Annotated in this window: 20 protein-coding genes, 1 tRNA gene and 5 pseudogenes; 11 read left to right on the top strand and 15 right to left on the bottom strand. The window is 70.2% G+C overall.

The genetic code is table 11. The annotated features are described in order from the left end of the window. Positions 1-720: 720 nt before the first annotated feature. On the bottom strand, positions 721-1,230 hold the full coding sequence (locus ET495_RS18055; RefSeq protein ID WP_425471195.1) for an ISAs1 family transposase: 510 nt from the start codon (positions 1,228-1,230) through the stop codon (positions 721-723). Positions 1,231-2,244: 1,014 nt separating this feature from the next. Then, positions 2,245-2,730 carry a hypothetical protein gene (locus ET495_RS04055; protein WP_129202798.1) on the bottom strand — a complete coding sequence of 162 codons (486 nt, stop codon included), beginning with the start codon at positions 2,728-2,730 and terminating at the stop codon, positions 2,245-2,247. A 378-nt stretch (positions 2,731-3,108) separates the two neighbouring features. Between ET495_RS04055 and ET495_RS04050 the strand changes: the two are divergent. The 6 genes and pseudogenes from ET495_RS04050 to ET495_RS04025 form a co-directional block, all read left to right on the top strand. Further along, positions 3,109-3,447, top strand: a pseudogene (locus ET495_RS04050) (transposase); the annotation flags it as partial. 69 nt (positions 3,448-3,516) lie between these two features. Further along, positions 3,517-4,263 (top strand): annotated as a pseudogene (locus ET495_RS04045) (IS256 family transposase); the annotation flags it as partial. A gap of 301 nt (positions 4,264-4,564) precedes the next feature. Next, positions 4,565-5,641, top strand: coding sequence for an IS110 family RNA-guided transposase (locus tag ET495_RS04040; protein ID WP_129202796.1), 1,077 nt, complete (start codon positions 4,565-4,567; stop codon positions 5,639-5,641). 41 nt (positions 5,642-5,682) lie between these two features. Next, a pseudogene (locus tag ET495_RS04035) lies at positions 5,683-6,171 on the top strand (transposase); the annotation flags it as partial. A 129-nt stretch (positions 6,172-6,300) separates the two neighbouring features. Continuing rightward, positions 6,301-7,551 (top strand): IS256 family transposase, encoded by a 1,251-nt coding sequence (locus ET495_RS04030; protein WP_129205876.1) that lies wholly within the window; start codon positions 6,301-6,303, stop codon positions 7,549-7,551. Between the two features lie 167 nt (positions 7,552-7,718). Continuing rightward, a complete protein-coding gene (locus ET495_RS04025) occupies positions 7,719-8,069 on the top strand; it encodes a helix-turn-helix domain-containing protein (protein ID WP_211340822.1) in 351 nt (116 codons plus the stop codon). A gap of 15 nt (positions 8,070-8,084) precedes the next feature. On the opposite strand, the gene ET495_RS04020 is transcribed toward ET495_RS04025, so the two are convergent. Then, complete coding sequence (locus ET495_RS04020) at positions 8,085-9,188, bottom strand: IS110 family RNA-guided transposase (RefSeq protein ID WP_129202794.1); 1,104 nt, start codon at positions 9,186-9,188, stop codon at positions 8,085-8,087. 76 nt (positions 9,189-9,264) lie between these two features. Here ET495_RS04020 and ET495_RS04015 point away from each other — a divergent pair, with 76 nt between their 5' ends. From ET495_RS04015 to ET495_RS04000, 4 genes are all read left to right on the top strand, one after another. Then, a complete protein-coding gene (locus ET495_RS04015; RefSeq protein ID WP_129201780.1) occupies positions 9,265-10,512 on the top strand; it encodes an IS256 family transposase in 1,248 nt (415 codons plus the stop codon). 177 nt (positions 10,513-10,689) lie between these two features. After that, positions 10,690-11,745 carry a Mu transposase domain-containing protein gene (locus ET495_RS04010; RefSeq protein WP_211340849.1) on the top strand — a complete coding sequence of 352 codons (1,056 nt, stop codon included), beginning with the start codon at positions 10,690-10,692 and terminating at the stop codon, positions 11,743-11,745. Continuing rightward, complete coding sequence (gene istB, locus ET495_RS04005) at positions 11,745-12,551, top strand: IS21-like element helper ATPase IstB (RefSeq protein ID WP_129202792.1); 807 nt, start codon at positions 11,745-11,747, stop codon at positions 12,549-12,551. Before ET495_RS04010 ends, istB begins: the two co-directional genes overlap by 1 nt. A 362-nt stretch (positions 12,552-12,913) precedes the next feature. Continuing rightward, the gene (locus ET495_RS04000; RefSeq protein ID WP_129202790.1) at positions 12,914-13,207 is read left to right on the top strand and encodes a single stranded DNA-binding domain-containing protein; all 294 of its coding nucleotides are present in this window, start codon (positions 12,914-12,916) and stop codon (positions 13,205-13,207) included. 252 nt (positions 13,208-13,459) lie between these two features. Here ET495_RS04000 and ET495_RS03995 read toward each other — a convergent pair whose 3' ends face one another. From ET495_RS03995 to ET495_RS03945, 12 genes and pseudogenes are all read right to left on the bottom strand, one after another. Next, positions 13,460-14,194: a hypothetical protein gene (locus tag ET495_RS03995; RefSeq protein WP_129202788.1), complete on the bottom strand. Its 735-nt coding sequence runs from the start codon at positions 14,192-14,194 to the stop codon at positions 13,460-13,462. A 216-nt stretch (positions 14,195-14,410) separates the two neighbouring features. Next, positions 14,411-14,484 (bottom strand) — tRNA-Pro (locus tag ET495_RS03990). Positions 14,485-14,527: 43 nt separating this feature from the next. Beyond that, positions 14,528-15,127 (bottom strand): GNAT family N-acetyltransferase, encoded by a 600-nt coding sequence (locus tag ET495_RS03985; protein ID WP_129202786.1) that lies wholly within the window; start codon positions 15,125-15,127, stop codon positions 14,528-14,530. A 61-nt stretch (positions 15,128-15,188) separates the two neighbouring features. Continuing rightward, complete coding sequence (locus tag ET495_RS03980; RefSeq protein WP_129202784.1) at positions 15,189-16,418, bottom strand: MFS transporter; 1,230 nt, start codon at positions 16,416-16,418, stop codon at positions 15,189-15,191. Between the two features lie 74 nt (positions 16,419-16,492). Beyond that, positions 16,493-17,991 (bottom strand): annotated as a pseudogene (gene der / locus ET495_RS18450) (ribosome biogenesis GTPase Der). Positions 17,992-18,057: 66 nt separating this feature from the next. After that, positions 18,058-18,585 (bottom strand): annotated as a pseudogene (locus ET495_RS19350) ((d)CMP kinase); the annotation flags it as partial. A 92-nt stretch (positions 18,586-18,677) separates the two neighbouring features. After that, entirely contained in the window at positions 18,678-19,421 is a 744-nt protein-coding gene (locus tag ET495_RS03970; RefSeq protein WP_245993301.1) for a pseudouridine synthase, read from the bottom strand. A gap of 161 nt (positions 19,422-19,582) precedes the next feature. After that, positions 19,583-20,284 (bottom strand): SMC-Scp complex subunit ScpB, encoded by a 702-nt coding sequence (gene scpB, locus ET495_RS03965; protein WP_129202782.1) that lies wholly within the window; start codon positions 20,282-20,284, stop codon positions 19,583-19,585. Next, entirely contained in the window at positions 20,281-21,108 is an 828-nt protein-coding gene (locus tag ET495_RS03960) for a segregation and condensation protein A (RefSeq protein ID WP_129202780.1), read from the bottom strand. The genes scpB and ET495_RS03960 overlap by 4 nt, the downstream gene beginning before the upstream one ends. A 29-nt stretch (positions 21,109-21,137) precedes the next feature. Further along, complete coding sequence (locus ET495_RS03955; RefSeq protein WP_129205874.1) at positions 21,138-22,010, bottom strand: ParA family protein; 873 nt, start codon at positions 22,008-22,010, stop codon at positions 21,138-21,140. An 84-nt stretch (positions 22,011-22,094) separates the two neighbouring features. Beyond that, positions 22,095-23,033 carry a site-specific tyrosine recombinase XerD gene (locus tag ET495_RS03950; protein ID WP_211340956.1) on the bottom strand — a complete coding sequence of 313 codons (939 nt, stop codon included), beginning with the start codon at positions 23,031-23,033 and terminating at the stop codon, positions 22,095-22,097. A gap of 182 nt (positions 23,034-23,215) precedes the next feature. Beyond that, positions 23,216-24,169 carry a heme o synthase gene (locus tag ET495_RS03945; protein ID WP_129202776.1) on the bottom strand — a complete coding sequence of 318 codons (954 nt, stop codon included), beginning with the start codon at positions 24,167-24,169 and terminating at the stop codon, positions 23,216-23,218. 301 nt (positions 24,170-24,470) lie between these two features. Here ET495_RS03945 and tkt point away from each other — a divergent pair, with 301 nt between their 5' ends. Further along, the gene (tkt, locus tag ET495_RS03940) at positions 24,471-26,579 is read left to right on the top strand and encodes a transketolase (RefSeq protein ID WP_129202774.1); all 2,109 of its coding nucleotides are present in this window, start codon (positions 24,471-24,473) and stop codon (positions 26,577-26,579) included. Positions 26,580-26,605 lie beyond the last annotated feature (26 nt).

The following is a 26,605-nucleotide window of genomic DNA, read 5'->3' as shown; positions in this document are numbered from 1 at the left end:
GACTCCAGACGTCGTGGGGTGGTGCCTGCTTGCTCTCGCCACCCGGCCGGGTGTCCGGTCGGCGTGCCGCGACAAGCCTGCACAGCACGCCCAGCGCCCCACAACACCCGGTTCCGGTCACGGCAGTTTGCTGCCTTCTCCTACGACCTGAGCCCCCAGGACGTGGTCCGCTCGGCGCCGTCAGCGGCGTGGTTCCGCGGTTCGGCCTGAGGGACGTCAGACGGGAAGGCGCGTGGGACCGCCATGGCATGTTCTGGACACGGCAGCAAGTGGACACCGCGTTCGGCGCGGGTCGGGCACACCCACCCGCAGGAGTCGCCGGGAGGCACCGCAGAAGCGTTGAATCAGGGGCTCCTGCAGGGCTCCGGCGTTGTCGGCATTTTGGGTCTGTGACCTGCGGTGACGTCATGCTGTGAGGACAGCGCGGATGGGCCGTTCGAGGTCGTGGCGTGATGTCGTAGCGCGTGGGCGATGTTCGTGGCCCCGGTGATGGGCAGGATGCCGATGGCGGTGTTCCGGATCGATGCCTGACCTGCGGGTCGGCGCCGGTCGCGGCCTGGGAGCGGTCCTCGTCAAGCGTCACATCCCGCACCCAATGCAGTCGCACCTCTATTGCCCAATGTCCTTGGACCCAGGCGGCGAGGGTGGCGGGGTCCGCGACGCGAGCGTCGGCGGAGGTGATGACGTAGCAGACCTCGACGCTCTTCTTCCCCTTGACGGTCACGGTGCGGAGCAGCTGGGCGACCTGGACGGTGTCGTCGAACTCGATCCAGGCGGGGGCTGGAGGACCTTGATCGTGCGGGTCGCCCGCCGCCCGTGCCCACGCTGCGTGGTGGTCCAGGCTGGGACGTCCTTCCACGGCAGGGCCTTGTGCCGGCTGTGCAAGGTCTTCTGGTTGCCCTTGACCACGAGGACGAAGTCGGCGCCCGCGGCGCGGATCTTCGCGGCCGTCTCCCGCTGTGTGTGCAGAGCGTCCAACGTCACCACGGCGGCGCGCAGGTCGAGCCGCTCGATCAAGGTCCGGGCCGCGACGATCTGCGAGCCCTTGTCGTCGATGCCGACCTGCCCAGCCACGACACCCGTGGTGTGGTCGAGCGCCGCGACGAGGAAGGAGACGGCCGCACAGCGTTTGCGTGCCCCGCAGGCCGCCTTGCCGTCGATCGCCAGGACACGCCGGGCGCCGACCGCCTTGGTGCGGGTCACGGCCCAGGCGCCGAGGACCTGATCCAAGGCGTCGGCGCCTGGGCGGGCGAAGACCCGCCGGAACGTCGACTCGTCCGCTACCCGGTTCGTGCCGAGCGCGGCCAGTCGGCGTCCTTGGCCCACTGCGCGATCGCCGTGAACCCGCGCGCCCCCCGGTCAACACCGCGCCCACCGCGACCGCGGGCAAAGCAGCGACGGTGTGCCGCCGCCCGCGCGGGTCACGCGGATCGGCCACCGGGGCAAGCATCTCCAACAACAGTGCCTGCCGCGAGACAGGCTTGGAGACGACAGCATGCGTACGCGACGACGGAATGGTGCGGGCGGACTCCCGTTCCGTGAGGCCGGATGGTGTAGGAACCCCCGATCCAACCGGGCAGCAGCCCGCCCGCACACCCCGTCTCACCTGCAAAGACGCACGTCATGCGCTGTCAACCCGCCACCGGCAACTTTGCCGGACCCCTGGGAGGGCGAGGGTCACACGGTCAAGCCACGTGGTGCATCACGTGCAATGCTGCCACTACTAGTAAATGTAGACGTCGGGATTGCCAGGCACAAACTGTGGCGTACCACCATCGTCCGGGGCGCCAATAAAGAGAAACTCAGCGACGTCGCCAAGTGTGCCTAGTCCTTCAACGTCCTCCAAGAGCAAGATACTCCGCCACTTGACCTGCTTGCCATTGCTATCCACATAAGCATCCCCCGACGAAACCAAGGCAAAACCTATGCCATCCTCTCCGTTGTGCCACAGGTTGTATGCAATCTCGTTGGGATCTGTAGCAGTTCCTTGCTCAGTCGAGGATCCTGATGACTCAGTCGTGTCTGGTGCCTCTGTCTCTGCAGGCACTTCTGTCGCAGCCGCCGTACTTGAGTCGGCCTCCGCCGCACCATCGACGTCCGCCGAATCACGGCACCCCGCCGGTCCCAGAATCAGCGCAGCACTGCCGACAAGGCCAATCCCAGCAGAAAACACTCACAGGTGTCGCTTCACGTCGAAAACTCCTCAGCGATCATCGCTTGGCAAACCGTCAGTACGTTGCACTGCTACTCCGGCAACACTAGATCTGCGGGCACACCCTTTTGACCTGATGGTCGCACGGTGACAGAACATGTCTCTTTGGGAGTAAATCTCACGCCATTGGCGACCATGTCTTTCAAGGGCAAGAGAGTGAATGTGACGGTCCCATCGGGGTTATCGATAGCATCAATGGTCGTATTGGGGTATTCTGGATCAGTGTCATTGGCGAGAAACAAGTTGTAGCACGCCTTGGCCATAACTACCTCATCAGAATCAGCCGACTTTTCGGGTTCGTTCGTCACAGCCAAAGGCTCAAGGGCATCTGGCGTTTCCGTCTCGGCCGACGGAGTCTCCGTCTCTGCCGGCGTACTGTTTGCTGCTTGCTCGGATGAGCCGACCTCCGCCGCACCATCGACGTCTGACGAATCGCGGCACCCCGCCAGTCCCAAAATCAGCGCAGCACTGCCGACCAGGCCAATCCCGGCAGAGACCACTCTCAGGTGTCGCTTCACGTTGAAACTCCTCATGCTCTGACGCATTCCAGAACTCACCCGCATGCCAATGCACCAAGCGTACCGCTCGGCTTCTTGCCAATTTTCGCGCGATGGTAACGCTTGCACGCGCCCCTTCACGCGAACAGTCGTCAGACGCTCGCACACGGTCCGCGGCCACACACGGCACCAGGCGTCTTGCACCGCAGGTCAGAGAACTCGCCCACGTCCGAAGAATCACCCGGTCGTGTGCAAAACACGCCACGGCACGACACTGGGTGACGTCCCTGGTGGTGGTGTAGTTCCGCGGGCCTGAGCGTCGTGGCCACGACGTAGAAGGCCATCGTGCGATGGTCAGTGAGACCGGACTAGGGAACTCACGGAAGGACACATCGCACGATGGCTATGGACCAGTCTGCCCTGCTCGCGCTGCTCGATGAGCTCCAGGGCACGGATGTCTCCGATCGGATCAGGGTCGCGACCCAGACGCTCTACCAGGAGCTGATCGACGCAGAGGCGACCGCGGTGATCGGCGCGGCCCCGTTCGAACGCACGAGCTCGCGCACGGCCCAGCGCAACGGCTCGCGGGCGCGGGTGCTCACGACCACGGCCGGTGACCTGGATCTGCGGATCCCGAAGCTACGCACGGGGTCGTTCTTCCCGTCGCTGCTCGAGCGGCGCCGCCGCGTGGACCAGGCGCTGTTCGCGGTCGTGATGGAGGCCTACCTGCACGGGGTCTTTCCGATTAACGGTGGGTGGGGGTCGGCCTGACACGCCGGGCGGGAGCTTGGCGGGGAGGCAGGCAGGATGACCGAGATCATCGAGCCCGTGATGCTCGAGGATGAGGACAGGCAGCGGTTCGCCCAGCAGTTGGTGGCGCAGGCGAGGTCGACGGGTGTCGGTCTGGTCGGCCCGGACGGGTTGCTGGCCGAGGTGACGAAGCAGGTGCTGGAGACCGCGCTCGAGGAGGAGCTCACCGAGCACCTCGGGTACGAGGCCGGTGACCGGGACGCGAAGGCGGGCTCGAACGAGCGCAACGGGACGCGGTCGAAGACGGTGATCACCGAGATCGGGCCGGTGCAGGTCGACGTGCCCAGGGACCGGGAGGGCACGTTCGACCCGGTCATCGTCAAGAAGCGGCAGCGGCGCCTGGACGGGATCGACGAGCTCGTGCTGTCGCTGACCGCGCGGGGGCTGACCACCGGGGAGATCAGCGCGCACTTCGCCGAGGTCTACGGTGCGTCGGTGTCGAGGGACACCGTCTCGCGGATCACGGACAAGGTCGTCGCGGAGATGACCGAGTGGTCCACCCGCCCGCTCGACGAGGTGTATCCGGTGATCTTCATCGACGCCCTGGTCGTGAAGGTCCGTGACGGGCAGGTCACGAACAAGCCGTTCTACGTCGTGATCGGCGTCACGACCCGCGGGGAACGGGACATCCTGGGGATCTGGGCCGGCGACGGTGGTGAGGGCGCGAAGTTCTGGCTGAGCGTGCTCACCGAGATCAAGAACCGGGGTGTGCGGGACGTGTGCATCGCGGTGTGCGACGGCCTGTGAGTCTTCAGGTGGCTGGTCTGGGACTGGCTGTCGAGGATGGCGTCGGCTGTTCTGCTCGGGTGTGACTCTTGTGACGGCTGGCCGCTGCGAGCGTGCCCTTCTTGAGATTTGTCCGCGTGAGCAGGGTGGCCGGCGCCGTTCCGGCCCACCTCGGTGGCCTGATCAGAAGACTGTCCAGCCTCACGGTGGCACGGGGCTGTGACCCATCACAGACATGCCCTGAAGTGATTTCCTCCCGGACCGGCGCCGGCCTTGACGGTCAGACCGGAGTTCCCGAACGAGGAAGGCACCAACCGCCGTGACCATCGTCGCGCACGACCATCCGTTCGTCATCGGCGTGGACACCCATGCCAAGAGCCACGCCTTGTCGATCCTCGCCGCACCCACCGGCGAGATCGTCGATGACGGGCAGTTCCCGACCACGCCGGCCGGCCTTGCCCGTGCGATCGCGTGGGTTGCCCGCCGGACCGGTGGCGATCTGGCCGCCCTGTGGGTGATCGAGTGCGCCGCGACGTTCGGCGCTCAGCTCGCCAAAGCCGTCACTGCCGCGGGCTACCAGGTCGTGGAGGCTGCCCGGATGAGCGCCAAGGCCAACCGGGGGCTCGGCAAGTCCGACCCCCTTGACGCTCGCCGGATCGCCGCCGCCGTCCTGCCCCTGAACGTCCTGAACCTGCGACACCTGCGAAAGGACGACGGAACCCGTGCTGCGCTACGTGTCGTGGTCGCGGCCCGAGACCACATGACGAGCGAGCGCACCGGGACGATCAACACCCTGATTGCGCTGCTGCGCGCCGTGGACCTGGGCATCGACGCCCGTAAGCCCCTGTCCTCAGCGCAGATCCTCGAGGTCTCCCGCTGGCGAACCCGGACCGAGGAGATCGGCGCCGCGACCGCTCGCGCTGAGGCCCTCCGCCTGGCGCGCCGTGTCATCGCGCTCGACGAGGAGATCGCCGCGAACACCAAGACGATGACCGAACTGCTGCACCAGAGCCCCGCCCGAGCGCTCCTGGAGATGCCGGGCATCGGTCCGGTGACAGCAGCCGTGGCCATGGCCGCCTGGTCCCACGACGGCCGCCTGCGCGACGAGGCCGCGTTCGCCGCACTCGCCGGCGTGAACCCCATCCCCGCTTCGTCAGGCAACACCGTGCGCCATCGGCTCAACCGCGGCGGAGACCGGCGCCTCAACCAAGCCCTTCACATGGCGGTCGTCGTACGCATGCGCTGGGACCCCGAGACCAAGGCCTACGTCGAGCGCCGCTCTGCGGACGGCCGCACGAAGAAGGAGATCCGCCGATGCCTCAAGCGCTACCTCGCCCGACAGATCTACCGCACCCTCACCGCCACGACGCGAACCGCCGAGCCCATCATCGCGTGACAAGCGCTACATCGATCCCGACTTGCGGAACATAGAAGAATCTCAAGGGGCTGCCCGACGCGATCACCACGACCTGGGAGCTTGCGCAGGTCCAGACCTGTGTGATCCACCTGATCCGCAACACGTTCCGGTACGCGGCCCGGCAGGACTGGGACGCCATGGCCCGGGACATCAAGCCGATCTACACCGCGGTGAACGCCGAGGTCGCGCAGGTGCGCCTGGACGACTTCGCCGACAAGTGGGCGGGCAAGTACCCGGCCGCGGTGAAGCTGTGGCGGTCCGCGTGGCCGGAGTTCGTCCCGTTCCTGGACTACGACGTGGAGATCCGCAAGATCATCTGCACCACGAACGCGATCGAGAGCTTGAACGCCCGCTACCGGAGAGCCGTGCGCGCCCGCGGGCACTTCCCGAACGACACCGCCGCCCTGAAGTGCCTCTACCTCGTCACGAGGTCCCTGGACCCCACCGGCCGTGGCCGGGCACGATGGGTCATCCGGTGGAAGGCCGCACTCAACGCGTTCGCCATCAGTCGAGTCCCGCAGAGTGGTGTAGGTCGGCCAGGTGGTCGTCGCCGGCGTGACAGCCGGGAGATGAGAGGCGGTCACCGCGTGATCCTTCAAGAGACCTTGCGAAAGCACTCTTGGATGGAGAAGCACACGATGACCGCTCCCTACATTGTCGACCCCGCACGTCTGCTCAAGGGTGCGCTGGCCGAGTCGTCACCCGACCTGATGCGCTCACTGCTGCAGACGATGATCAACGCCCTGCTGTCCGAGCACGCCGACGCCGTCGTCGGCGCGGAGTGGGGCCAACGCTCCCCAGACCGTCAGGCGCAGCGCAACGGCTACCGCCACCGTGAGATGGACACCCGGGTGGGCACGATCGACGTCGCGATCCCAAAGCTGCGCGAGGGAACGTACTTCCCGGACTGGCTCCTCGAGCGCCGCAAGCGCGCCGAGTCCGCTCTGACCACCGTCGTGGCCGACTGCTACCTGGCAGGTGTGAGCACCCGCCGGATGGACAAGCTCGTCAAGACGTTGGGGATCGACGGCCTCTCGAAGTCGCAGGTCTCCCGCATGGCCGCAGACCTCGACGACCAGGTCGACGCGTTCCGCCACCGCCCACTGGGCGAGTCGGGTCCGTTCACGTTCGTCGCCGCGGACGCGCTGACGATGAAGGTCCGTGAGCACGGCCGCGTGATCAACTCCGTCGTCCTCGTGGCGACCGGTGTGAATGGTGACGGGCACCGCGAGGTCCTCGGCACCCGGGTCGTGACCAGCGAGACGGGGCCGGCGTGGAACGAGTTCTTCGCCGACCTCGTCGCGCGCGGCCTGGCCGGCGTCAAGCTCGTCACTTCCGACGCGCACGCCGGCCTGGTCGAGGCCGTCGCGGCGAACCTGCCCGGCGCGACCTGGCAGCGCTGCCGCACCCACTACGCCGCGAACCTCATGGCCGCCTGCCCCAAGGCGTCCTGGCCCGCGGTCAAGGCCATGCTGCACTCGGTCTACGACCAGCCCACCGAGACCGCGGTCCACGCCCAGTTCGACCAGCTCCTCGACATGGTCGCCGCCGCCCTACCCGACGTGCACGACCACCTCGACGCCGCCCGCGCAGACGTCCTCGCCTTCACGAGCTTCCCGAAAGAGATCTGGCGCCAGATCTGGTCGAACAATCCCAACGAGCGTCTCAACAAGGAGATCCGCCGCCGCACCGACGTCGTGGGGATCTTCCCCAACCGGGACGCCATCGTCCGCCTCGTAGGCGCCGTCCTAGCCGAGCAGCACGACGAATGGGCCGAAGGGCGCCGCTACCTCTCCCTCGACGCGCTCAAGCGGGCACGAACCCCGCTGACCGTCATGACGACCGACGTCGTCCCGACCCAGGCCCTCACGATCGGAGCCGCCGCCTGACCTGACCCAGCACTACGAAGGATCAGAAAGCGCTACACCACTCCGCGGGGCTTGACCTCGCCATCACCTTCGAGGGACGCATCAGCCCCTCTGTCGACGACGCCTGAAGTCTGGACGGTTGCGACGCTCGAAAGGTGAACACTCACGACGATCGGAGAGTGATCACTTTGGAGGACTGGGCGTTGATCCGGCGGTTGGCCGGCGAGGGCGTTCCGAAGGCTCAGATCGCGGCGCGGTTGGGGATCTCGCGCACGACGGTGGTCAAGGCGGTGGCCTCTGCCGGGCCGCCGAGGTACGAGCGGCGGGCAGCGTCGACGGCGTTCACGCCGTTCGAGGCGGCGGTGCGGCGGTTGCTGAACGACACCCCGGACATGCCGGCTACGGTGATCGCCGAGCGGGTCGGGTGGACGGGGTCGATCACGTGGTTTCGGGACAACGTGCGGCGGTTGCGGCCCGAGCAGGCGCCGGTGGATCCCGCTGACCGGTTGACGTGGCTGGCCGGGGACGCGTGCCAGTGACTCTCCTATGTCTCGTCAAGTCGTGAGCAGTGGCACGGCGGCCGCGTTGAGGTAGCGGTAGATGTGCCGTGCGAGGTAGCGCTTGAGGCACCTGCGGATCTCGCGCGTCGTGGATCCTTCGGCGGTGCGTCGAGCGACGTAGGCGCGGGTGGCCGGGTCGTGCGCCATGCGTGTGATCACGGCCATGTGGAGGGCGCGGTTCAGGCGTCGGTCGCCTCCGCGGTTGAGGCGATGCCTGGTGGTGTTTCCCGACGATGCGGGGATCGGGTTGACTCCCGCGATCGCCGCGAACGCGGCCTCAGACCGTACGCGTCCCGGGTGCGACCAGACAGTGAGTGCGACGGCTGCCGTGACTGGCCCGATCCCGGCCTTCTCCAGCAGTCCGGCCGCAGGGGTGGTCCGCACGAGGGCGTCGATCCGCGTGGCGTTGGTCGACAGGTCGTCGTCCAGGGCTTGGACTCGGCTGGCCAGCCGCACGGCCTCCGCGCGAGCGGTGGCAGCGCCGATCTCTTCCTTCCGGGCGCGCCAGCGCGAGACCTCGGTGATCTGCTTGGCAGACAAGGGTCGGCGGGCGTCGACTCCGAGGTCCATGGCGCGCACCAGAGCGGTCAGCGCATTGATGGCAGCGGTGCGCTCGGTCGTCATGTGCTCGCGTGCGGTGACGAGAACCCGCAGCGCTGCCCGCTCACCGTCGCTGGTGCGAGGAACTCGCAGTTCGTTCTCCGTCAGAGGCAGGGCCGCCGCTGCGATCCTGCGGGCGTCGAGCTCGTCGGACTTCCCGAGTCCCCGGTTGCTGCGCGCCGCCATGCGTGGAGCCTCTACGGCGTCGTATCCGGACTCGAGCACGGCACGGCAGAGCAGCGCCCCGTAGGTACCGATGCCTTCGATGACCCACAGTGCATCGAGATCACCAACAGTCCGGCGGGCCGCCCAGGCGATTGCTCGCTTGAGTCCTGCGGGCGTTGACGGGAACTGGGCCGAGTCTATGAAGCCTCCCGTCGGAGCCTCCAGGACGCTCAGCGTGTGGGTGCGGGCGTGGGTGTCCACGCCGATGACGTAGGGGAGTTGAGTCCCGCAGAGTGGTGTAGGTCGGCCAGGTGGCCGTCGCCGGCGTGACAGCCGGGAGATGAGAGGCGGCCACCGCGTGATCCTTCGAGTTGAACCTTCCCAAGTTCGCTCGAACGGAGTACCCGCGATGACCGCACCTCACATGATCGACCCTGCCCGCCTGCTTCACGAAGCGTTGGCCGAGTCCTCCCCGGACTTCATGCGCACGATGCTGGGCAACATCATCAACGCCCTGCTCTCCGAGCACGCCGACACGGTCGTCGGCGCCGAGTGGGGCCAACGCTCGCCCGAGCGCACGACACAGCGCAACGGGTACCGGCACCGGCCCCTGGACACCCGGGTCGGGACGATCGACGTGGCGATCCCCAAGCTGCGCGAGGGGACCTACTTCCCAGACTGGCTCCTCGAGCGCCGCAAGCGGGCCGAGTCCGCCCTGACCACCGTGGTCGCGGACTGCTACCTGGCAGGCGTCTCGACGCGCCGGATGGACAAGCTCGTCAAGACCCTCGGGATCGACGGGCTCTCGAAGTCGCAGGTCTCCCGCATGGCCGCCGACCTGGACGAGCAGGTCGACGCGTTCCGCCACCGCCCGCTGGACGAGTCCGGCCCGTTCACTTTCGTCGCCGCGGACGCTTTGACGATGAAGGTCCGTGAGGCCGGCCGGGTGATCAACGCCGTCGTGCTCGTGGCCACGGGCGTCAACGGTGACGGGCACCGTGAGGTCCTCGGCACCCGCGTGGTGACCTCGGAAACCGGCGCGGCGTGGAACGAGTTCTTCGCCGACCTCGTCGCCCGCGGCCTGACCGGGGTGCGCCTGGTGACCTCGGACGCCCACCGCGGCCTGGTCGAAGCGATCGCGGCGAACCTGCCCGGAGCGACCTGGCAACGCTGCCGCACTCACTACGCCGCGAACCTCATGAGCGTGTGCCCCAAGGCGTCCTGGCCGGCCGTCAAGGCGATGCTGCACTCTGTCTACGACCAGCCCACCCCCGCGGCGGTGACCACGCAGTTCGACCAGCTCCTCGACATGGTCGCCACCCCGCTGCCCGACGTGCACGACCACCTCGACGCCACCCGCGCCGACATCCTCGCGTTCACCGCGTTCCCCAAGGAGATCTGGAGACAGATCTGGTCGAACAATCCCAACGAACGGCTCAACAAGGAGATCCGCCGTCGCACCGACGTCGTGGGCATCTTCCCTAACCGTGACGCCATCGTGCGGCTCGTCGGCGCCGTCCTGGCCGAACAGCACGACGAGTGGGCCGAAGGGCGCCGCTACTTCTCCCTCGACGCCCTCAAGAAGGCACGCACCCCTCTGGCCGTCTCCACCGACGTCGTCCCCGCCCAGCCGCTGACCCTCGGAGCCGCCGCCTGACCTGACCGACACGACGAAGGATCACAACGCGCTACACCACCTGCTGGGGCTTGACCCGTAGGGGCGGGCCTGCGCGACGATGGTCACGGCGGTCGTGCTTCCTTCCAGATCGGGAACTGAACGGCCGTCGAGGGCCGGCGCCGGTCTGGGGAAGAGTCACTCCGGGGCAACACTGTGATGGGCCACGACCCGCAGGTCGGGCAGTCTCCTGATCAGGACACCGAGGTGGGCCAGAGCGGCGCCGGCCGCCTGCTCGTGCGGACAAGTCACTGCAACGACACCCAGAGCCGGGGTCAGCGATCTGTCGAGTCACACACGGGCAGGACGGCCAGCACCACCCTGACGAGCCGATCCCAGATCAGCCACCGGGATACTCACAGCGATCTGTGGTTCCCGCCGCGCAAGATCCCGCTCGAGGACGGGTCGATGACGTTGCTGCCGGTGCTGGTGCTCACGTGCGCGTACTCGCGGTTCATGCTCGCCACGATGATCCCGACTCGGCACACGCAGGATCTGCTGCTGGGGATGTGGGTGCTGCTGCAGCAGCTGGGCCGGGTTCCGCGGCGGCTGATCTGGGACAACGAGTCGGGCATCGGGCGCGGCAAGCGGCATGCCGAGGGGGTCGCGGCGTTCACCGGCACCCTGGCCACGACGTTGCTGCGCCTGAAGCCGTATGACCCGCAGTCCAAGGGCGTGGTGGAACGACGCAACGGGTTCTTCGAGACCTCGTTCATGCCCGGGCGCGACTTCGCCTCTCCGGGCGACTTCAACGACCAGTTCGCCGACTGGCTGACCGGGGCGAACGCGAGGATCGTGCGCACGATCCGGACCAGGCCGTTGGACCTGCTCGAGGCCGACAAGGCCGCGATGCTGCCGCTGCCGCCGGTGGCGCCGGCGGTGGGCTGGGTCAACCGGATCCGGCTGGGCAACGACTACTACGTGCGTGCCGGTACAAACGACTACTCGGTCGACCCGGCGATGATCGGCCGGTTCGTGGACGTGCACGCCGACCTGGCCCGGGTCGAGGTCCGCCACGCCGGGCGCGTGGTGGCCGCCCACGACCGGGTCTGGGCGCGCGGCATGACGATCACCGACCCGGCCCACGTGGCGACCGCGAAGATGCTGCGCGAGCGGTTCCAGGCGCCCCGCCCGGCACAGGCCGAGTCGATGGTGCGGGACCTGGGCGAGTACGACCGCGCGTTCGGCATCATCACCGGCGAGGTGGCGGTCTGATGGCGGCCGCGGCCAAGCCCGCGGCGGGCGAGACGCTCAAGCAGCTGAACTACCTTGCCGCCGCGCTCAAGGCACCACGGATCACCGAGTCCGCCGCCCGGCTGGCCGACCACGCCCGCGATGCCGGCTGGACCCATGAGGAGTACCTCGCCGCCGTCCTCGAACGCGAAGTCGCCGCACGCAACGCCTCCGGCGCTCAGCTACGCATCCGTGCCGCCGGGTTCGCCGCCCGCAAGGCGATCGAGGAGTTCGACTTCGACGCCCAGCCCGCCGTGCGCCAGCCGATCGCCGCGCTGGCCTCCGGCGGGTTCCTGACCGAGGCACGCAACGTCGTGCTGCTCGGGCCACCCGGCACCGGCAAGACCCACCTGGCCATCGGTCTGGGCATCGCCGCCGCTCATCACGGCTACCGGGTCCTGTTCGCGACGGCAACCGGCTGGGTCACCCGCCTGACCGACGCCCACCGCGCTGGCAAACTGCCCCAGGACCTGGCGAAACTGCGCCGCTACGGTCTGATCATCATCGACGAGGTCGGCTACCTGCCCTTCGAGCAAGACGCCGCGAACCTGTTCTTCCAACTCGTCTCGGCCCGCTACGAACACGCCTCGCTGATCCTGACCTCCAACCTGCCCTTCAGCGGCTGGGGCGGCGTCTTCGGCGACCAAGTCGTCGCCGCAGCGATGATCGACCGCATCGTCCACCACGCCGACGTCCTGACCCTCAAAGGCGCCAGCTACCGGCTACGCAACCGCGGCCTCGACACCCTGCCCAGCATCCGCGAGACCACCGACCCCCAGCCGACCTAGGCTGGCCCCACACCGTTCACTTTTCGAACGCCGAAAGTGTTCAGTTTTCGAGCGTCGTCGACACCCTCGAACAACTAGAAGACGCCGGGCCCCGCCCACCGTCTATCGGACAGACCCCCTGCCGATCTGGATCGTGCCCATGTGCGTGCCCATCGCCATTCCTGAGTGCTGTCTCTGATGACCCCGTCGGTCGGTTCCAAACGCTAGCAGCGACGGTCTCCACGCAGGCACGTGACGCTGCGCGCTCACCCGGTCTGCGCCGCGCCGCGCGTCCGGCGGCAGGTGGTGGCGCACTGGCCTGCCTGGTGGCCGCCACGCACCTGCGTCCAGTACCGGTTAGCACGGTTGGTCAGGAGCCACTGATGTCCGAGTCCATCCCGACCCGTGAGTCGCTCGCGGGGTTCATCGTCACCGAGCCCAGGCGCGTCACGACAGCCGCCGGCAGGTACCGCCGGTCGGCGCGTGTCGGCGTCGAGCACTGGCGGGCCGCGCTCGACGGCACGCACACCGAGGCCGAGCCGTCGTTCCACACGCTCGCGCTCTACGGCCGGCTCGCCGCGGGCTTGATGGGCGAGTTCCACAAGGGCGAGCGGCTCGTCGCTGCCGGCCACACCCGGGCGTACCCGATCGACCGTGTCGCGGTCATGGCGTCATAATCGCGCTTCTACGCACCCGGTGACCTCGAAGTGACCGCCCATGTTCGCGCCACGTCGTCCTGGCCATGGTGTCGCGCTGCCCGAGAGCCCCAGCACCGGCGACGCGGCCGGACAGCACCTCTCGAGACGGTTGCGTGGTGAGAAGCCTCCACGCAGTAGATGGCCCCGGCAGCTCTCTGCCGAGGCCATCTACTGCGTGTTCTCCTGCTACTCCCCCGTCGCCTCCGGCTCGACCTCCCCATCGCTGGTGAGCTAACCCGTCGATTCCCAGGTCAGCTCGACCGTCGCGGTGTACGTGGTATGTACCTGGTCCTCGTCCCACCCCACGCGGACGCCGGCAGCGTCCCTGTCTCCGCACGTGGCGATCTGGGTCTCCATGAAGAGCGACCACGGCGTCGTCGTCCCGAACGTTCCGTCGGCGGCAACAGTGACCTTGCCCGGCGTCAGCGCAGATGACACGACAGACACCGGCACGTCGTAGACGTCGGAGTCTGGGCTCGACACCCCCGCGCAGAACGCCTCGTCGGCGAACGTGTCTCTCGAGCCGTTCCCCACCGACGACCCCTGCGCGCCGTTGTCGGAGACGGCCCGCACAGTGGTCGCCCCGTTCGCGATGTTCGTGGTCGTGGCGTCAAACCAGTCATCGTCGAACTTGTCCTTCGCCGAGAACCCGCCGCTCGGCGCCAGCAGCCCGCACTGCCTCTCCCTGTCGGAGACCTGGAGGTCCGTCATCGCGGCGACCTTGGCCTGCGCGAGCTGCTCGAGCTTCTCCTGCACCGCAGCACGTCCGGCCTCGGTGACCTCGGGCGCTCCGAGCTCGATGACGTGGTCGCCGCCGGGCCCCAGCATGACCGTCTCCGGTTCAGGCGATCCAGGCGGAGCCCAGAGCGCGTCGTCCTGTGGCACGTCCACAGCCATGTCGTAGACGCCGGGCAGCAGCTTGAGCGGTTCCTCCTCTGAGAGCGTGACGGCCACTCCGCTGATCACGCCAGATCGCCGGCCCGCCAGACAGGGAGTGGTTCAGGTCGGGGTCGGCGGCCCAACGTCCTGCGGCGTACCCGCGGCCCCGCCGGGCGACCGAGACGGCGAAGGACCCCGCGCGTCAGCGCGAGGTCCCCTTGTCCTAGCGGTCACCTTAGCGGTCACATTGTCCCCGAACACGACGATGCCCAGGTGAGAAACCCTCTCTCACCTGGGCAAACGTCGGGCTGACAGGATTTGAACCTGCGACCCCTTGACCCCCAGTCAAGTGCGCTACCAAGCTGCGCCACAGCCCGAGGAGCCCTTGCGGACTCCCGACCCCGGAGGGCCGACGAAATACTACCCCACGCGGGCACCCGTCCTGGACCAGTCCCGTCGTCGTGCCGCGTGTTCGGTCGCGAGCACGGCGTACACCACCTCGGTGGCCCACACGCCGTCGGCGGGACGCCGGTCGTTCTCGACGAGCTTTGCCTCCAGGCGCATGCCGAGTCGCTGGGCGACGCGCACGGACGCGAGGTTCTCGGCGTCGATGCGCGCGAAGGCGCGGTGGAACCCGTAGTCCTCGAACGCGATGCCGAGCAGGGCGCGCGCCGCTTCGGTCGCGTAGCCCTTCCCTGCGACGTCGGGTCGGAACGCGTAGCCGATCTCGACCTGTCCTTCGCCGGCCGCCCATTTGAGCAGGGCCTCGCCGATGACCGTGGTGGGTGTCTCCACGGCGAGCGTGAGGACGTCGCCTGCTGCGGAGAATGAGGCGTCGGCCCAGGTGGCGACCCGTTCGCGTGCCACGGGCATGGTCCAGGGCTCGAGGTACAGGTATTTCATGACGTCGGGACGCGAGCGCCACGCGAGGAAGGCTTCGGCGTCGTCGGGTCGTACGTGTCGCAGCGCAAGCCGTGGGGTGCGTGCGACGGTGCCGTCGGTGTGGGTGGGCACGTCCATGCCCGCAGCCTCTCCGCTGCTCTTGCGGCGGTCAACTGGTGCCGGGGTGGGGGCGGTTGCGTCAGTCGGCGAGTGCGTTGGCGTGGGGAAGGTGTGCCCGCCATGCGGTGCCGACGACGGCGAGGCACGCCGTCGCGATGAGGAGCCCGCCGCCGAACATCTGCGTGTAGCTCCAGGTGCGTGCGAGCCAGGCGAGCGCCATGGGTACGAAGAATCCGAGGTAGGCGATCGAGTAGTAGACGGCGGTGAGTCCGGCGAGGTGGCGGGGGCCGGCGATGCGGGTGACCTCGCTGAGCCCGGCGACGAGTGCCAGTCCGTAGCCCGTGCCGAGGACGGCGGCCGCGATCATTCCTGCGACGAGGTCGAGGGTGTGGGCGGCGAGGGCGCCGAGTCCGAGCCCGACGACGATGAGGCTCATGGCGACGACGGAGGCGCGTGCGGAGCGGTGGGTGTCGATGCGCCGGGCGACGACCTGGATGCCGATGCCGCAGCCGAGGGTGAGGACGGTCATGAGGCCGGCGAACGCGACGGGTACGGTCCCGGCGTGGGCGGCGAGCAGGCTGGGCAGCACGGCGTAGGCGGCGCCGACGCAGCCGAAGACCCAGGGTGCGGTGGGGACGACGACGCGCAGGAACCGCGGGTGGGTGGCGGCGGGGACGCGCAGGTCGTCGCGGAGGCGTCGCACGCGGGCGCCGGCGGTGGGGCAGGTTTCCGGGACGCGTAGCACCCAGCAGGCGGCGCCGGCGGCGAGGGCGGCGTGGACGGCGTAGGCCAGGTGGGCGGGCCAGGGCGCCCATTGGGCGAGTGCTGCGGCCACGCCGGCTCCGACGAGGAACCCGGTGGTGAGTGCGAGCGAGGCGCGTCGTGCGCCTGCGGCGGGGTCTCCGCTGCGTGCGGCCAGCTCGGTGACCCAGGTGGTGCCGACGGCCATGACGAGCCCGAGCGCGATCCCGGACAGCACGCGTCCGGCGCCGAGCACCCAGGGCACTCCGGCGCCCAGGGCGAGGGTCACGGATCCGAGGGCGCCGATGGGTGCGGCGGGCAGCAGCAGCGGGCGGCGGCCGTACCGGTCGGAGAGGGGACCGCCGAGCAGGAGGGCGGGCACGATGCCGAAGACGTAGGCGCCGAGCAGCGCGTTGACGGTGACGGCGTCGAGCCCGTCTGCTCGGTACATGACCAGCAGCGGCGTGAACTCGTTGCCGCCCCAGGCGACGGCTGCCATCGCCGTCGCGACCGGCCACCACTGGCGGGTCGCGACGGGCACGGCTGTCGCCGGAGCGGTGTGTGGCATGACCACACCATGCGCTCCGTCCGGCGTCCTGCGCAAGGTGACACGGTGTTGTCTCGATCACCCGGCGCGACCGCTCAGCGCTTGCGCTTCTCCCGCACGCGCACGCTGATCTCGAGGGGCGTTCCTTCGAACCCGAACGTCTCGCGCAGGCGCCGCTCGATGAACCGCCGGTACCCCGCCTCGATGAACCCTGTCGCGAAGACCACGAACCGCGGCGGTCGCGTCGAGGCCTGCGTCGCGAACAGGATGCGCGGCTGCTTGCCACCGCGCAGCGGGTGCGGGTGCGCCGCGACGAGCTCGCCGAGGAACGCGTTGAGCCTCCCGGTCGGGATGCGCGTGTCCCACGACTCGAGGGCGGTCTCGATCGCACCCGTCAGACGCTCGGTGTGCCACCCGGTGCGGGCCGAGACGTTGACGCGCGGCGCCCAGGTGAGCTGCACGAGCTCCTTCTCGATCTCCCGCTCCAGGTAGGGCCTGCGGTCGTCGTCCATGAGGTCCCACTTGTTGTACGCGATGACGAGCGCGCGCCCGGAGTCGACGACCTGCTGCAGCACGCGCGTGTCCTGCTCGGTCAGCGGCTGCGAGGCGTCCAGCAGCACGACGGCGACCTCCGCCTTCTCGATGGCCGCGGCCGTGCGCAGCGAGGCGTAGAAGTCCGCGCCGGACGACTGGTGGACGCGACGGCGGATGCCGGCGGTGTCCACGAACCAGTAGGGCACGCCCTTGATGACGATGAGCTCGTCGACCGGGTCGCGCGTGGTGCCGGCAAGCTCGTCGACGACGACACGCTCGGACCCGGCCACCTTGTTCAGCAGCGACGACTTGCCGACGTTGGGTCGGCCGACGAGCGCGACCCGGCGCGGTCCCGTGGGCCGCAGCTCCCCGTGCTCGGAGACCTGCGGGAGCACCGCGAGGGCGGCGTCGAGCAGGTCGCCCACGCCACGGCCGTGCAGCGCGGAGATCGGGTGCGGCTCCCCCAGCCCGAGGCTCCACAGGTAGGCCGCGTCGGCCTCCCCGAGGGCCCGTCGACCTTGTTGGCTGCCAGCACCACGGGCTTGCCCGATCGGCGCAGCAGCTCGACGACGCGCTCGTCGGTCGCCGTCGCGCCGACTGTCGCGTCGACCACGAACAGCACCGCGTCGGCCAGCGAGATCGCCACCTCGGCCTGCTCGGCGACCTTGGACTCGATGCCCGCGACGTCGACCTCCCAGCCGCCCGTGTCGACGACGTGGAAGTCGCGCCCGGCCCACTCGGCCGGGTAGGTGACGCGGTCGCGGGTCACGCCCGGCTTGTCCTCGACCACGGCCTCGCGGCGGCCGATCACGCGGTTGACCAGCGTCGACTTGCCGACGTTCGGCCGGCCGATGATCGCCAGCACGGGCAGCGGTCCCTCGGCGGCCTCCAGCTCCTGCGAGCTCCACTCACCGTCCAGCAGAGCGACGTCGTCGGCGTCGAGCTCGAACTCCGCGAGGCCCGCGCGCAGTGCGCGCTCACGCGCTTCGTCGTCGGCGTCCTGCTGCGGATCGAAGGTGAACTCCTGGTCGTCCTCGACGTCCGCCTGCCCCGCCGTCACCTGGGCGACGACGGCGAGCACCGCCTGGACGGTCTGCTCGAAGTCCAGGTCGGAGGAGTCGACCGTGACGACGCCGTCGGCGGCCACCTGGAACTCCATGACGGTGGAGTCGTCCCGGTCGCGGCGCAGCACCTGGTCGCGTGTCGCCTCGACGGCGTCGGCGTCGGCCACGCCGTGCACGTCGAGCGAGCGACGGCGCAGGCGCGCCTCCTCGGAGGCGGTGAGCAGCACGCGCACGTCGGCGTCGGGCGCGACGACCGTCGTGATGTCCCGGCCCTCGGCGACGATCCCCGCGGAATGGGCGATGATCTCGCGCTGCCGGCGGCGCAGCTCGTCGCGCACGGCGAGATTGGTCGCGACCTTCGACACCTCGGTCGAGACCTCGGTGGTGCGGATCGCCTCGGAGACGTCCGTGCCGTCGAGGTGGACGGTCGGCGCGTCAGGGTCCAGGCCCTGCACGAGCGGCATCGCGCGGACGGCGGCAGCCACGCGGCCGCCGTCGGTCAGGTCCCCCACGGACTCCTGCGCCCACAGCGTCGCCGCGCGGTACATCGCGCCCGTGTCGAGGTAGGCGAGGCCGAGGCGGCGCGCCACCTCCTTCGAGACGCTGGACTTGCCCGAGCCGGACGGCCCGTCGACGGCGATGGTCAGCACGGGGGTGTTCTCCTTGGTGGTCACGGTGCGGCTCACAGGTCCACGGCGGCCATGAGGCTGCCCAGCTCGGTGCGGCCGAGCACGCGCGTGGTGCCGGGGCGCTGGTCGCCCAGCGCGATCGGGCCGATGCGGGTGCGCACCAGGCGCTCGACGGGGCGGCCGACCGCCTCGAACATGCGCCGCACGATGCGGTGGCGGCCCTCGTGCAGCACGACCTCGACCATGGTGACGTCGCCGAGCGGCTGGACGATCTTGACCTTGTCCATGCGCGCGGGACCGTCCTCCAGATCGACGCCGTCGAGCAGCGCCTTGAGGATGCGCGGGTAGACCTCGCCGCCCGAGACGGTGACCAGGTACGTCTTGGGCACCTCGTACTTCGGGTGCGCGAGGCGGTTGGCGAGCTCGCCGTCGTTGGTCAGCAGGATCAGACCCTCGGAGTCGGCGTCGAGGCGGCCCACGTGAAAGAGGCGCTCCTCGCGGTTGCGCACGAGGTCGGAGAGCGTCGGGCGCCCCTGCGCGTCCTCCATCGCGGAGAGCATGCCGAAGGGCTTGTTGGCCGCGAGCGTGATCTTCGAGGAGTCGAGCTGCACGCGCATGCCGTCGACGTGGATGACGTTCTTCGCCGGGTCGACGCGCACGCCGAGCTCGATGACGATCTGCCCGTCGACGCTCACCCGGCCGTCCGCGATGAGCTCCTCGGCCTTGCGGCGCGAGCCGTACCCGGCCTGGGCGAGCACCTTCTGGAGGCGGACGCCGTCGGGCACGTGGACGTCCACGGGGGCTGCGCGGGACGCGCGGGACGCGCAGGGCGCGGGGACTGCGGGCGCTGGGGACGCTGCGGGCGCTGCGTGCCGCGACCGGGTGCGCCGCCGCGTCGGGGCGCGCCGGCGCCGGAAGCGCCGCGGCGCGGAGGGGTGGGGCTCATGGGGTGATTCTCTCAGCCGTCGGACTCGGTCAGCGCGCTCAGCGCGTCGATGCCGGGCAGGTGTGGTGCGATCGGCGGCAGCTCGTCGAGAGAATGCCAGCCCATCCGGTCCAGGAAGTCGCCCGTCGTGGCGAACAGGACGGCCCCGGTGAGCGGGTCGTGCCCCACCTCCGCGACCAGCCCGCGAGCGAGCAAGGTGCGCACCACGCCGTCGACGTTCACGCCGCGCACCGCGGACACCTGCCCGCGCGTGACCGGCTGACGGTACGCGATGACGGCCAGGGTCTCCAAGGCGGCCTGGCTCAGCCGCGCCGTCTGGCCCTCCAGCACGAGGCGGGCGACGACGTCGGCGTGTGCCGGCGCCGAGTAGACGCGCCAGCCCTGCGCCCCCTCCCGCAGCTCGAACCCGCGCGGGCGCGCTCCGCCCTCGCCGCGGTACTCGGCGGCGAGCCCCTGCAGCATCCCGACGACGTCGCCCACGGGCAGCTCGACGATCGCCGCGAGCCGTTCGGCGCTCACGGGCGTGTCGGCGACCATGAGCACGGCCTCCAGCGCGGCCTCGGCGCCTCCGGGAAGCGCGCCGACGTCGATCTCGACCGTCCCGTCCGTGCCGGCCGGCTGGTCGTGGGGCGCTGCGGCCTGCGTCTCGCCGTCGGACGCGGGACCGCCGCTCTCGGGCCGCACGCCGGGCGCGGGCAGTGGGGGGTGCGTCATGCGCGGGCCTCCTGGGTGTCGCCGTCGAACTCCTCGAAGTCCTCGCCCCAGGCGGCGTCGGCGTCCCCCGTCCACCGCACCGTCAGCTCGCCCAGCGCGGCGGCCTGCTCGAACGCGACCTGCCCGCTGCGGAACAGCTCCAGCAGCGCGAGGAAGCGCGCCACGACGACGAGCCGCTCCTCCCCCGCGGCGAGCGACCGGAACGTGACGGCGTGCTCGCGCCGCAGCCGCCCGACGACGATCGCCGCCTGCTCGCGCACGCTGACCGCGGGCGCGTGCAGGTGCGTCAGCGAGACGACGGGCGGCGCCTTGGGCGTCAGCGCCCGGGCCGCGAGCTCGGCGAGCCGCTCGGGCGTGAGCGTCCAGACCAGCTCGGGCAGCAGCGCCACCTGCTCGGGCTCGAGCGGGACCGACCGGGGCACCCGCCGCCCCTCGGTGGCGAGCCGCTCGGCGAGCACTGCGGCCACCTCCTTGTAGGCGCGGTACTGCAGCAGCCGCGCGAACAGCAGGTCGCGCGCCTCCAGCAGCTCCAGGTCCTCGACGTCCTGCTCGGCCAACCCCGGCAGCAGCCGGGCGGCCTTGAGGTCCAGCAGCGTCGCCGCGATGACCAGGAACTCCGAGGCCGTGCCGAGATCCCATTGCGGGGACGCTCGGGTGTACGCCACGAACTCGTCGGTCACGACGGCGAGCGCGACCTCGGTGACGTCGAGCTCGTGCTTCGCGATGAGGCTCAGCAGCAGGTCGAACGGACCGCTGAAGTTGGCCAGGTGAACCTCGAAGGACCGCGAGGCGCCCCCCGCGCGGTGCGGCTCCTGCGACTCCATCACGACCTCGCCCGAGGCCACGGCTGCGTTCAGGCGGCGTCCCCGCGCGCCACGAGCTCGCGGGCGAGCTGGCGGTAGGCCACCGCACCGGGGTGGTTCGGGGCGTACGCGGTGATGGGCTCCGCGGCGACCGACGCGTCCGGGAACTTCACGGTGCGCCCGATGACGGTGTGCAGCAGCGTGCTGCCGAAGGCCTCGTGGACGCGCGCGACGACCTCGCGCGAGTGAAGGGTCCGAGAGTCGTACATGGTCGGAAGGATGCCGTCGATCTCCAGCCCCGGGTTGAGGCGGTCGCGCACCTTCTCGATGGTCTCGACCAGCAGCGCGACGCCGCGCAGCGCGAAGAACTCGCACTCCAGCGGGATGAGCACGCCGTGCGCGGCGGTCAGCGCGTTGACGGTGAGCAGGCCCAGCGACGGCTGGCAGTCGACCAGGATGACGTCGTACCGGTCGAGAACGGGCCGCAGCGCGCGCGCGAGCACCGACTCCCGGGCCACCTCGCCGACCAGCTGCACCTCGGCCGCCGACAGGTCGATGTTGGCCGGCAGCACGTCGAGGTTCTCGATCGTCGTCTCCCGGATCACGTCGGTCGCCTGGACCGTGCGCTCCATGATCAGGTTGTAGACGCTCAGCTCGAGCTCGTGCGGGTTGACGCCGACGCCCACGGACGCGGCTCCCTGCGGGTCGAAGTCGACCAGCAGCACGCGCCGCCCGTACTCGGCGAGCGCCGCGCCCAGGTTGATCGTCGTCGTCGTCTTGCCGACGCCGCCCTTCTGGTTGCACATCGCGATGATGCGGGCAGGGCCGTGCCCCGCCAGCGGGGCAGGATCAGGGAAGTGGGGCAGCTCGCGCCCCACGGCGTCCCGCCGCTCCTCGGCCTCGGTGGCGGCGGGCGCGAACAAGGTGTCGTTCCCCAGTGCATCGCTCACGCGCGCCACGCTACCGCAGCACTTCCCCACGACCTCGGGACCGGCCCGGCGTGCCGCTCAGAGTGCACGCGGGTGTGTCGCGGCGTAGACCTCGCGCAGGGTGTCAGGCGTGACCATGGTGTAGATCTGCGTCGTGGTGACGGACGCGTGCCCGAGCAGCTCCTGGACGACGCGCACGTCGGCACCGCCCTGCAGCAGGTGCGTGGCGAACGAGTGGCGCAGCGTGTGGGGCGAGACGTGCTCGAGCTGCGCGCGCTGCGACGCCGCCTGAAGCACCGCCCACGCCGACTGTCGCGACAGCCGCCGCCCTCGCGTGTTGAGGAACAGCGCCGGCACGCCGGTCCCGGCCGCGGCGAGCGCCGGTCGCGCCCGGACGAGGTAGGCGTCGAGCGCGTCGCGGGCGTACGACCCGACGGGGACGACGCGCTCCTTGTCCCCCTTGCCGAGCAGGCGCACGACGCCCGACGCGCCGGGGTCGGTCCCGGGCGCGGCGTCGAGCCAGCCGAGGGCGTCGACGTCGAGGCCCACGACCTCGCTGATGCGCCCGCCGGTGGAGTAGAGCATCTCGAGCAGCGCCCGGTCGCGCAGCGCGACGGGGCCCTCGCCCTGCCCGGCCGCGTCGAGCAGGCGGGTGACCGCGTCGACGCTCAGTGCGTGCGGCAGGCGCCGCAGCTGCGTGGGTGCGCGCACCTCGGCGGCCGGGTCCTGCGAGGAGAGACCTTCTGCGTGGGCGAACCGGTGCCAGCCGCGCACCGCGGCCAGCGCTCGCGCCGTCGACGACGGCGACAGGCGCGTGCCGCCGTCGGAGCCCGTGCGCACGGCGGTGACGTACGCGGTGACGTCGTCCTCGCGCACGCTGCTGAGGGTGGTGCGGCCGGTTGCCTCGAGGTGTCGCAGGTACCGGCCAAGGTCGCGGCGGTAGGCGGCCGTCGTGTTCGCCGACAGCCCGCGCTCGACGCGCAGGTGGGCGAGGTAGTCGTCGAGCGCCGTCTCCAGCGGGCCGGTGACGGCACCCCAGGGCTCCGAGCGCGTCGCGCCGGGGGTCTGCGGGGACCCCGTTGCCGCGACGACGTTGCTGCTCACGGGCTCATGATGGCTGCCTCACCGGCCCCAGTCACCTGCCCACGCCGTCGGCGGGCGCCCTGGACGGCGCCCGAGCGCTGCGCGCAGACGCTGCTCTAGAACGGGAGGAACACGTCCACGGCCACCGCGACGAACAGGACCGTGAGGTAGGTGATCGAGGCGTGGAAGACGTTCATCGCGATCTTGCCTGCCCGGGGGCGTCCGTGGCGCGCGTGGTCGAGCAGCAGCCAGGTGTGCCACCCGAACCACAGGGCGAGCACCGCGGCGACGGTCGTGTAGACCCAGGTCATGCCGGCGAGCGGCACGAGCGCGAACGAGCACGCGACCATCGCCACGGTGTAGACCACCATCTCGACCGCGACGCGCCGGTCCGAGGCGACGACGGGCAGCATGGGGACGCCTGCCGCGGCGTAGTCCTTCTTGAACTTCACCGACAGCGGCCAGTAGTGCGGCGGCGTCCAGAAGAAGATGACGCCGAAGAGCGCGACGGGCGCCCAGCTCAGGCTGCCCGTCACGGCCGCCCACCCGATGAACACGGGCATGCAGCCCGCGACGCCGCCCCACACGATGTTCTGCGACGTCCGCCGCTTGAGGATCATGGTGTAGAAGACGACGTAGAGCGCGATCGCGGCGAAGGTGAGCCAGGCGGAGAACGGGTTGACCAGGAACGCGAACCACACGAGCGAGACGACGCCGAGCGCCGTCGCGAAGATGAGGCCGTTGCGCGGGCTGATCTCACCCGTCACGAGCGGACGCCGCTTCGTGCGGCTCATGAGCGCGTCGATGTCACGGTCGTAGTAGCAGTTGAACGCGTTGGCCGACCCGGCGGCGAACGCGCCGCCGACGAGTGTGGCGAGGACGAGCCAGACGTCGGGCAGGCCGCGCTCGGCAAGGAACATCGTGGGGATCGTCGTGACCAGGAGCAGTTCGATGATGCGCGGCTTGGTGAGGGCGACATAGGCGCCCACCCGGTCGCGCAGGTGACCGGGGCGGTCGGGCTCGTGGTCACGCGCGCGAGTTCCGTTCTCGTGGGGTGGGGTTTCAGCCACATCCTACGGCCGCGGCGCCCTCGCGGGTGTCGGGTCCGATGTGACGCCTTCCCGTCCTGGACAGGGAACAACGAGCATCCCGCGACTGTTCAGGCCGTGCACCGGGGTGCATGCGGACAGCAACCCTGCGTGCGTGCGTGTGCGATATACGCTGGACCCGCACCTGGCCGCCGCCGAGGCCGAGGGCCCACCTGGAGTTCGCCCGCCTGGAGTTCGTCAGGGACGCTGCGCGTCGGCACTCGAAGGGGCAACCCGAACATGACCCCGGGGCCGCGATGCCCTGGACAGGAAAGAGGCATTCGTGAGCACGTTCGACCCCGCACTGACGCCGCTCGAGTGGACCGAGCTCGACGACCGCGCGGTCACGGCCGTCAAGGCGATGGCTGCCGATGCCGTCGAGAAGGCCGGCAACGGCCACCCCGGCACGGCGATCTCCCTCGCCCCGGCCGCATACCTCCTGTTCCAGAAGGTCATGCGCCACGACCCCGCGAACCCCCAGTGGGTCGGCCGCGACCGGTTCATCCTCTCGGCGGGCCACTCCTCGCTGACCATCTACCTCCAGCTCTTCCTGGCCGGCTACGGCCTGGAGCTCGACGACATCGCGGCGCTGCGCCAGTGGGGCTCCAAGACCCCCGGCCACCCCGAGGTCGGCCACACGGCCGGCGTGGAGATCACGACCGGCCCGCTGGGCCAGGGCCTGGCCGCCGCGACCGGATTCGCCTTCGCCTCGCGCCGCGAGCGCGGCCTGCTCGACCCCGCCGCCGCCCCGGGCACCTCGCCGTTCGACCACCACGTGTACGTCATCGCGGGCGACGGCGACCTCCAGGAGGGCGTGACGGCCGAGGCCGGCTCGCTCGCCGGCCACCAGGAGCTGGGCAACCTCATCGTCATCTGGGACGACAACCGCATCTCGATCGAGGACCAGACCGACATCTCGTTCTCCGAGGACGTCGTCAAGCGGTACGAGGCCTACGGCTGGCAGACGCTGCACGTCGACTGGACCAACGGGGGCGCGGGCTACACCGAGGACGTCGCTGCCCTGGCCGCGGCGATCGAGGCCGCCAAGGCCGAGACCGGCAAGCCCACGCTGATCCGCCTGAGCACGATCATCGGCTGGCCGTCGCCCAAGAAGCAGGACACCTACGCGATCCACGGCTCGGCGCTCGGCGCCGACGAGGTCGCCGGCCTCAAGGAGATCCTGGGCCTCGACGCCACGAAGTCGTTCCAGATCGACGACGACGTGCTCAAGTACACGCGCGGCATCGCCGAGCGCCACGCCACCGAGCGTGCCGCCTGGGACGAGGCGTTCGCCGCCTGGAAGTCGGCCAACCCGCAGGCCGCGGCGCTGCTGGAGCGTCTGAGCGCCAAGCAGCTGCCCGAGGGCTGGGAGTCCGCGCTGCCCGTGTTCCCGGCCGACCCGAAGGGCGTCGCCACGCGCGTCGCCTCGGGCAAGACGCTGACCGCGCTGGCCCCCGTGCTGCCCGAGCTGTGGGGCGGTTCGGCCGACCTCGCCGGCTCGAACAACACGACCATGGACGGCGAGCCGTCGTTCATCACCCCGAACCACCAGACCCGCACGTGGAAGGGCGACGTCTACGGCCGCACCCTTCACTTCGGCATCCGCGAGCACGGCATGGGCGCGATCCTCAACGGCATCGCCCTGCACGGCCTGACCCGCCCGTACGGCGGCACGTTCTTCCAGTTCGCCGACTACATGCGCGGCGCCGTGCGTCTCGCGGCCCTCATGCAGACGCCGTCGATCTTCGTGTGGACCCACGACTCGATCGGCCTCGGCGAGGACGGCCCGACGCACCAGCCGGTCGAGCACCTGTGGGCCTACCGCGCGATCCCCGGCCTCGACATCGTGCGTCCGGCGGACGCCAACGAGACCGCCTGGGCGTGGCGCGGCATCCTGGAGAACACCACCAACCCGGCCGGCCTGATCCTCTCGCGCCAGAACCTGCCGACGTTCCCGCGTGGCGAGCAGGGCTACGCCCCGGCCGACGGCGTCCTCAAGGGCGCCTACACGCTGCTCGACACCGACGGCACGCCGGACGTCATCCTCATCGGCACCGGCTCCGAGGTGCAGCTCGCCGTCCAGGCGCGCGAGGCCCTCGCGGCCGAGGGCATCCAGGCCCGTGTGGTCTCGGCGCCGTCGCTCGAGTGGTTCGCCCGGCAGTCGGACGAGTACCGCGAGTCGGTGCTGCCGGCGGGCGTGAAGGCGCGCGTCTCGGTCGAGGCGGGCATCGGGCTCGGCTGGGCCGGTATCGTCGGGGATGCCGGCCGCTCGGTCTCGCTCGAGCACTACGGCGCCTCGGCCCCGGCCGAGACGCTGTACCGCGAGTTCGGGATCACGGCTGAGGCCGTGGCGACCGCTGCCCGCGAGTCGATCGCGGCCGCGCAGGCGTGACCTGACGGCGAAGGCCGGCCCGACCA

This window comes from Xylanimonas allomyrinae (assembly GCF_004135345.1).
GTDB lineage: Bacteria > Actinomycetota > Actinomycetes > Actinomycetales > Cellulomonadaceae > Xylanimonas > Xylanimonas allomyrinae.
The sequence above is the reverse complement of the archived record's forward strand: the minus strand, read 5'-3'. Positions and strand labels throughout refer to the sequence as shown.

Coding starts and splice junctions, on each gene's coding strand:
- scpB (WP_129202782.1), bottom strand. CDS start 20,284: ATGACGCACCCCCCACTGCCCGCGCCCGGCGTGCGGCCCGAGAGCGGC.
- ET495_RS03960 (WP_129202780.1), bottom strand. CDS start 21,108: ATGGAGTCGCAGGAGCCGCACCGCGCGGGGGGCGCCTCGCGGTCCTTC.
- ET495_RS03985 (WP_129202786.1), bottom strand. CDS start 15,127: ATGGACGTGCCCACCCACACCGACGGCACCGTCGCACGCACCCCACGG.
- ET495_RS04030 (WP_129205876.1), top strand. CDS start 6,301: ATGACCGCTCCCTACATTGTCGACCCCGCACGTCTGCTCAAGGGTGCG.
- ET495_RS04015 (WP_129201780.1), top strand. CDS start 9,265: ATGACCGCACCTCACATGATCGACCCTGCCCGCCTGCTTCACGAAGCG.
- istB (WP_129202792.1), top strand. CDS start 11,745: ATGGCGGCCGCGGCCAAGCCCGCGGCGGGCGAGACGCTCAAGCAGCTG.
- ET495_RS04010 (WP_211340849.1), top strand. CDS start 10,690: ATGGGCCACGACCCGCAGGTCGGGCAGTCTCCTGATCAGGACACCGAG.
- ET495_RS03980 (WP_129202784.1), bottom strand. CDS start 16,418: ATGCCACACACCGCTCCGGCGACAGCCGTGCCCGTCGCGACCCGCCAG.
- ET495_RS04000 (WP_129202790.1), top strand. CDS start 12,914: ATGTCCGAGTCCATCCCGACCCGTGAGTCGCTCGCGGGGTTCATCGTC.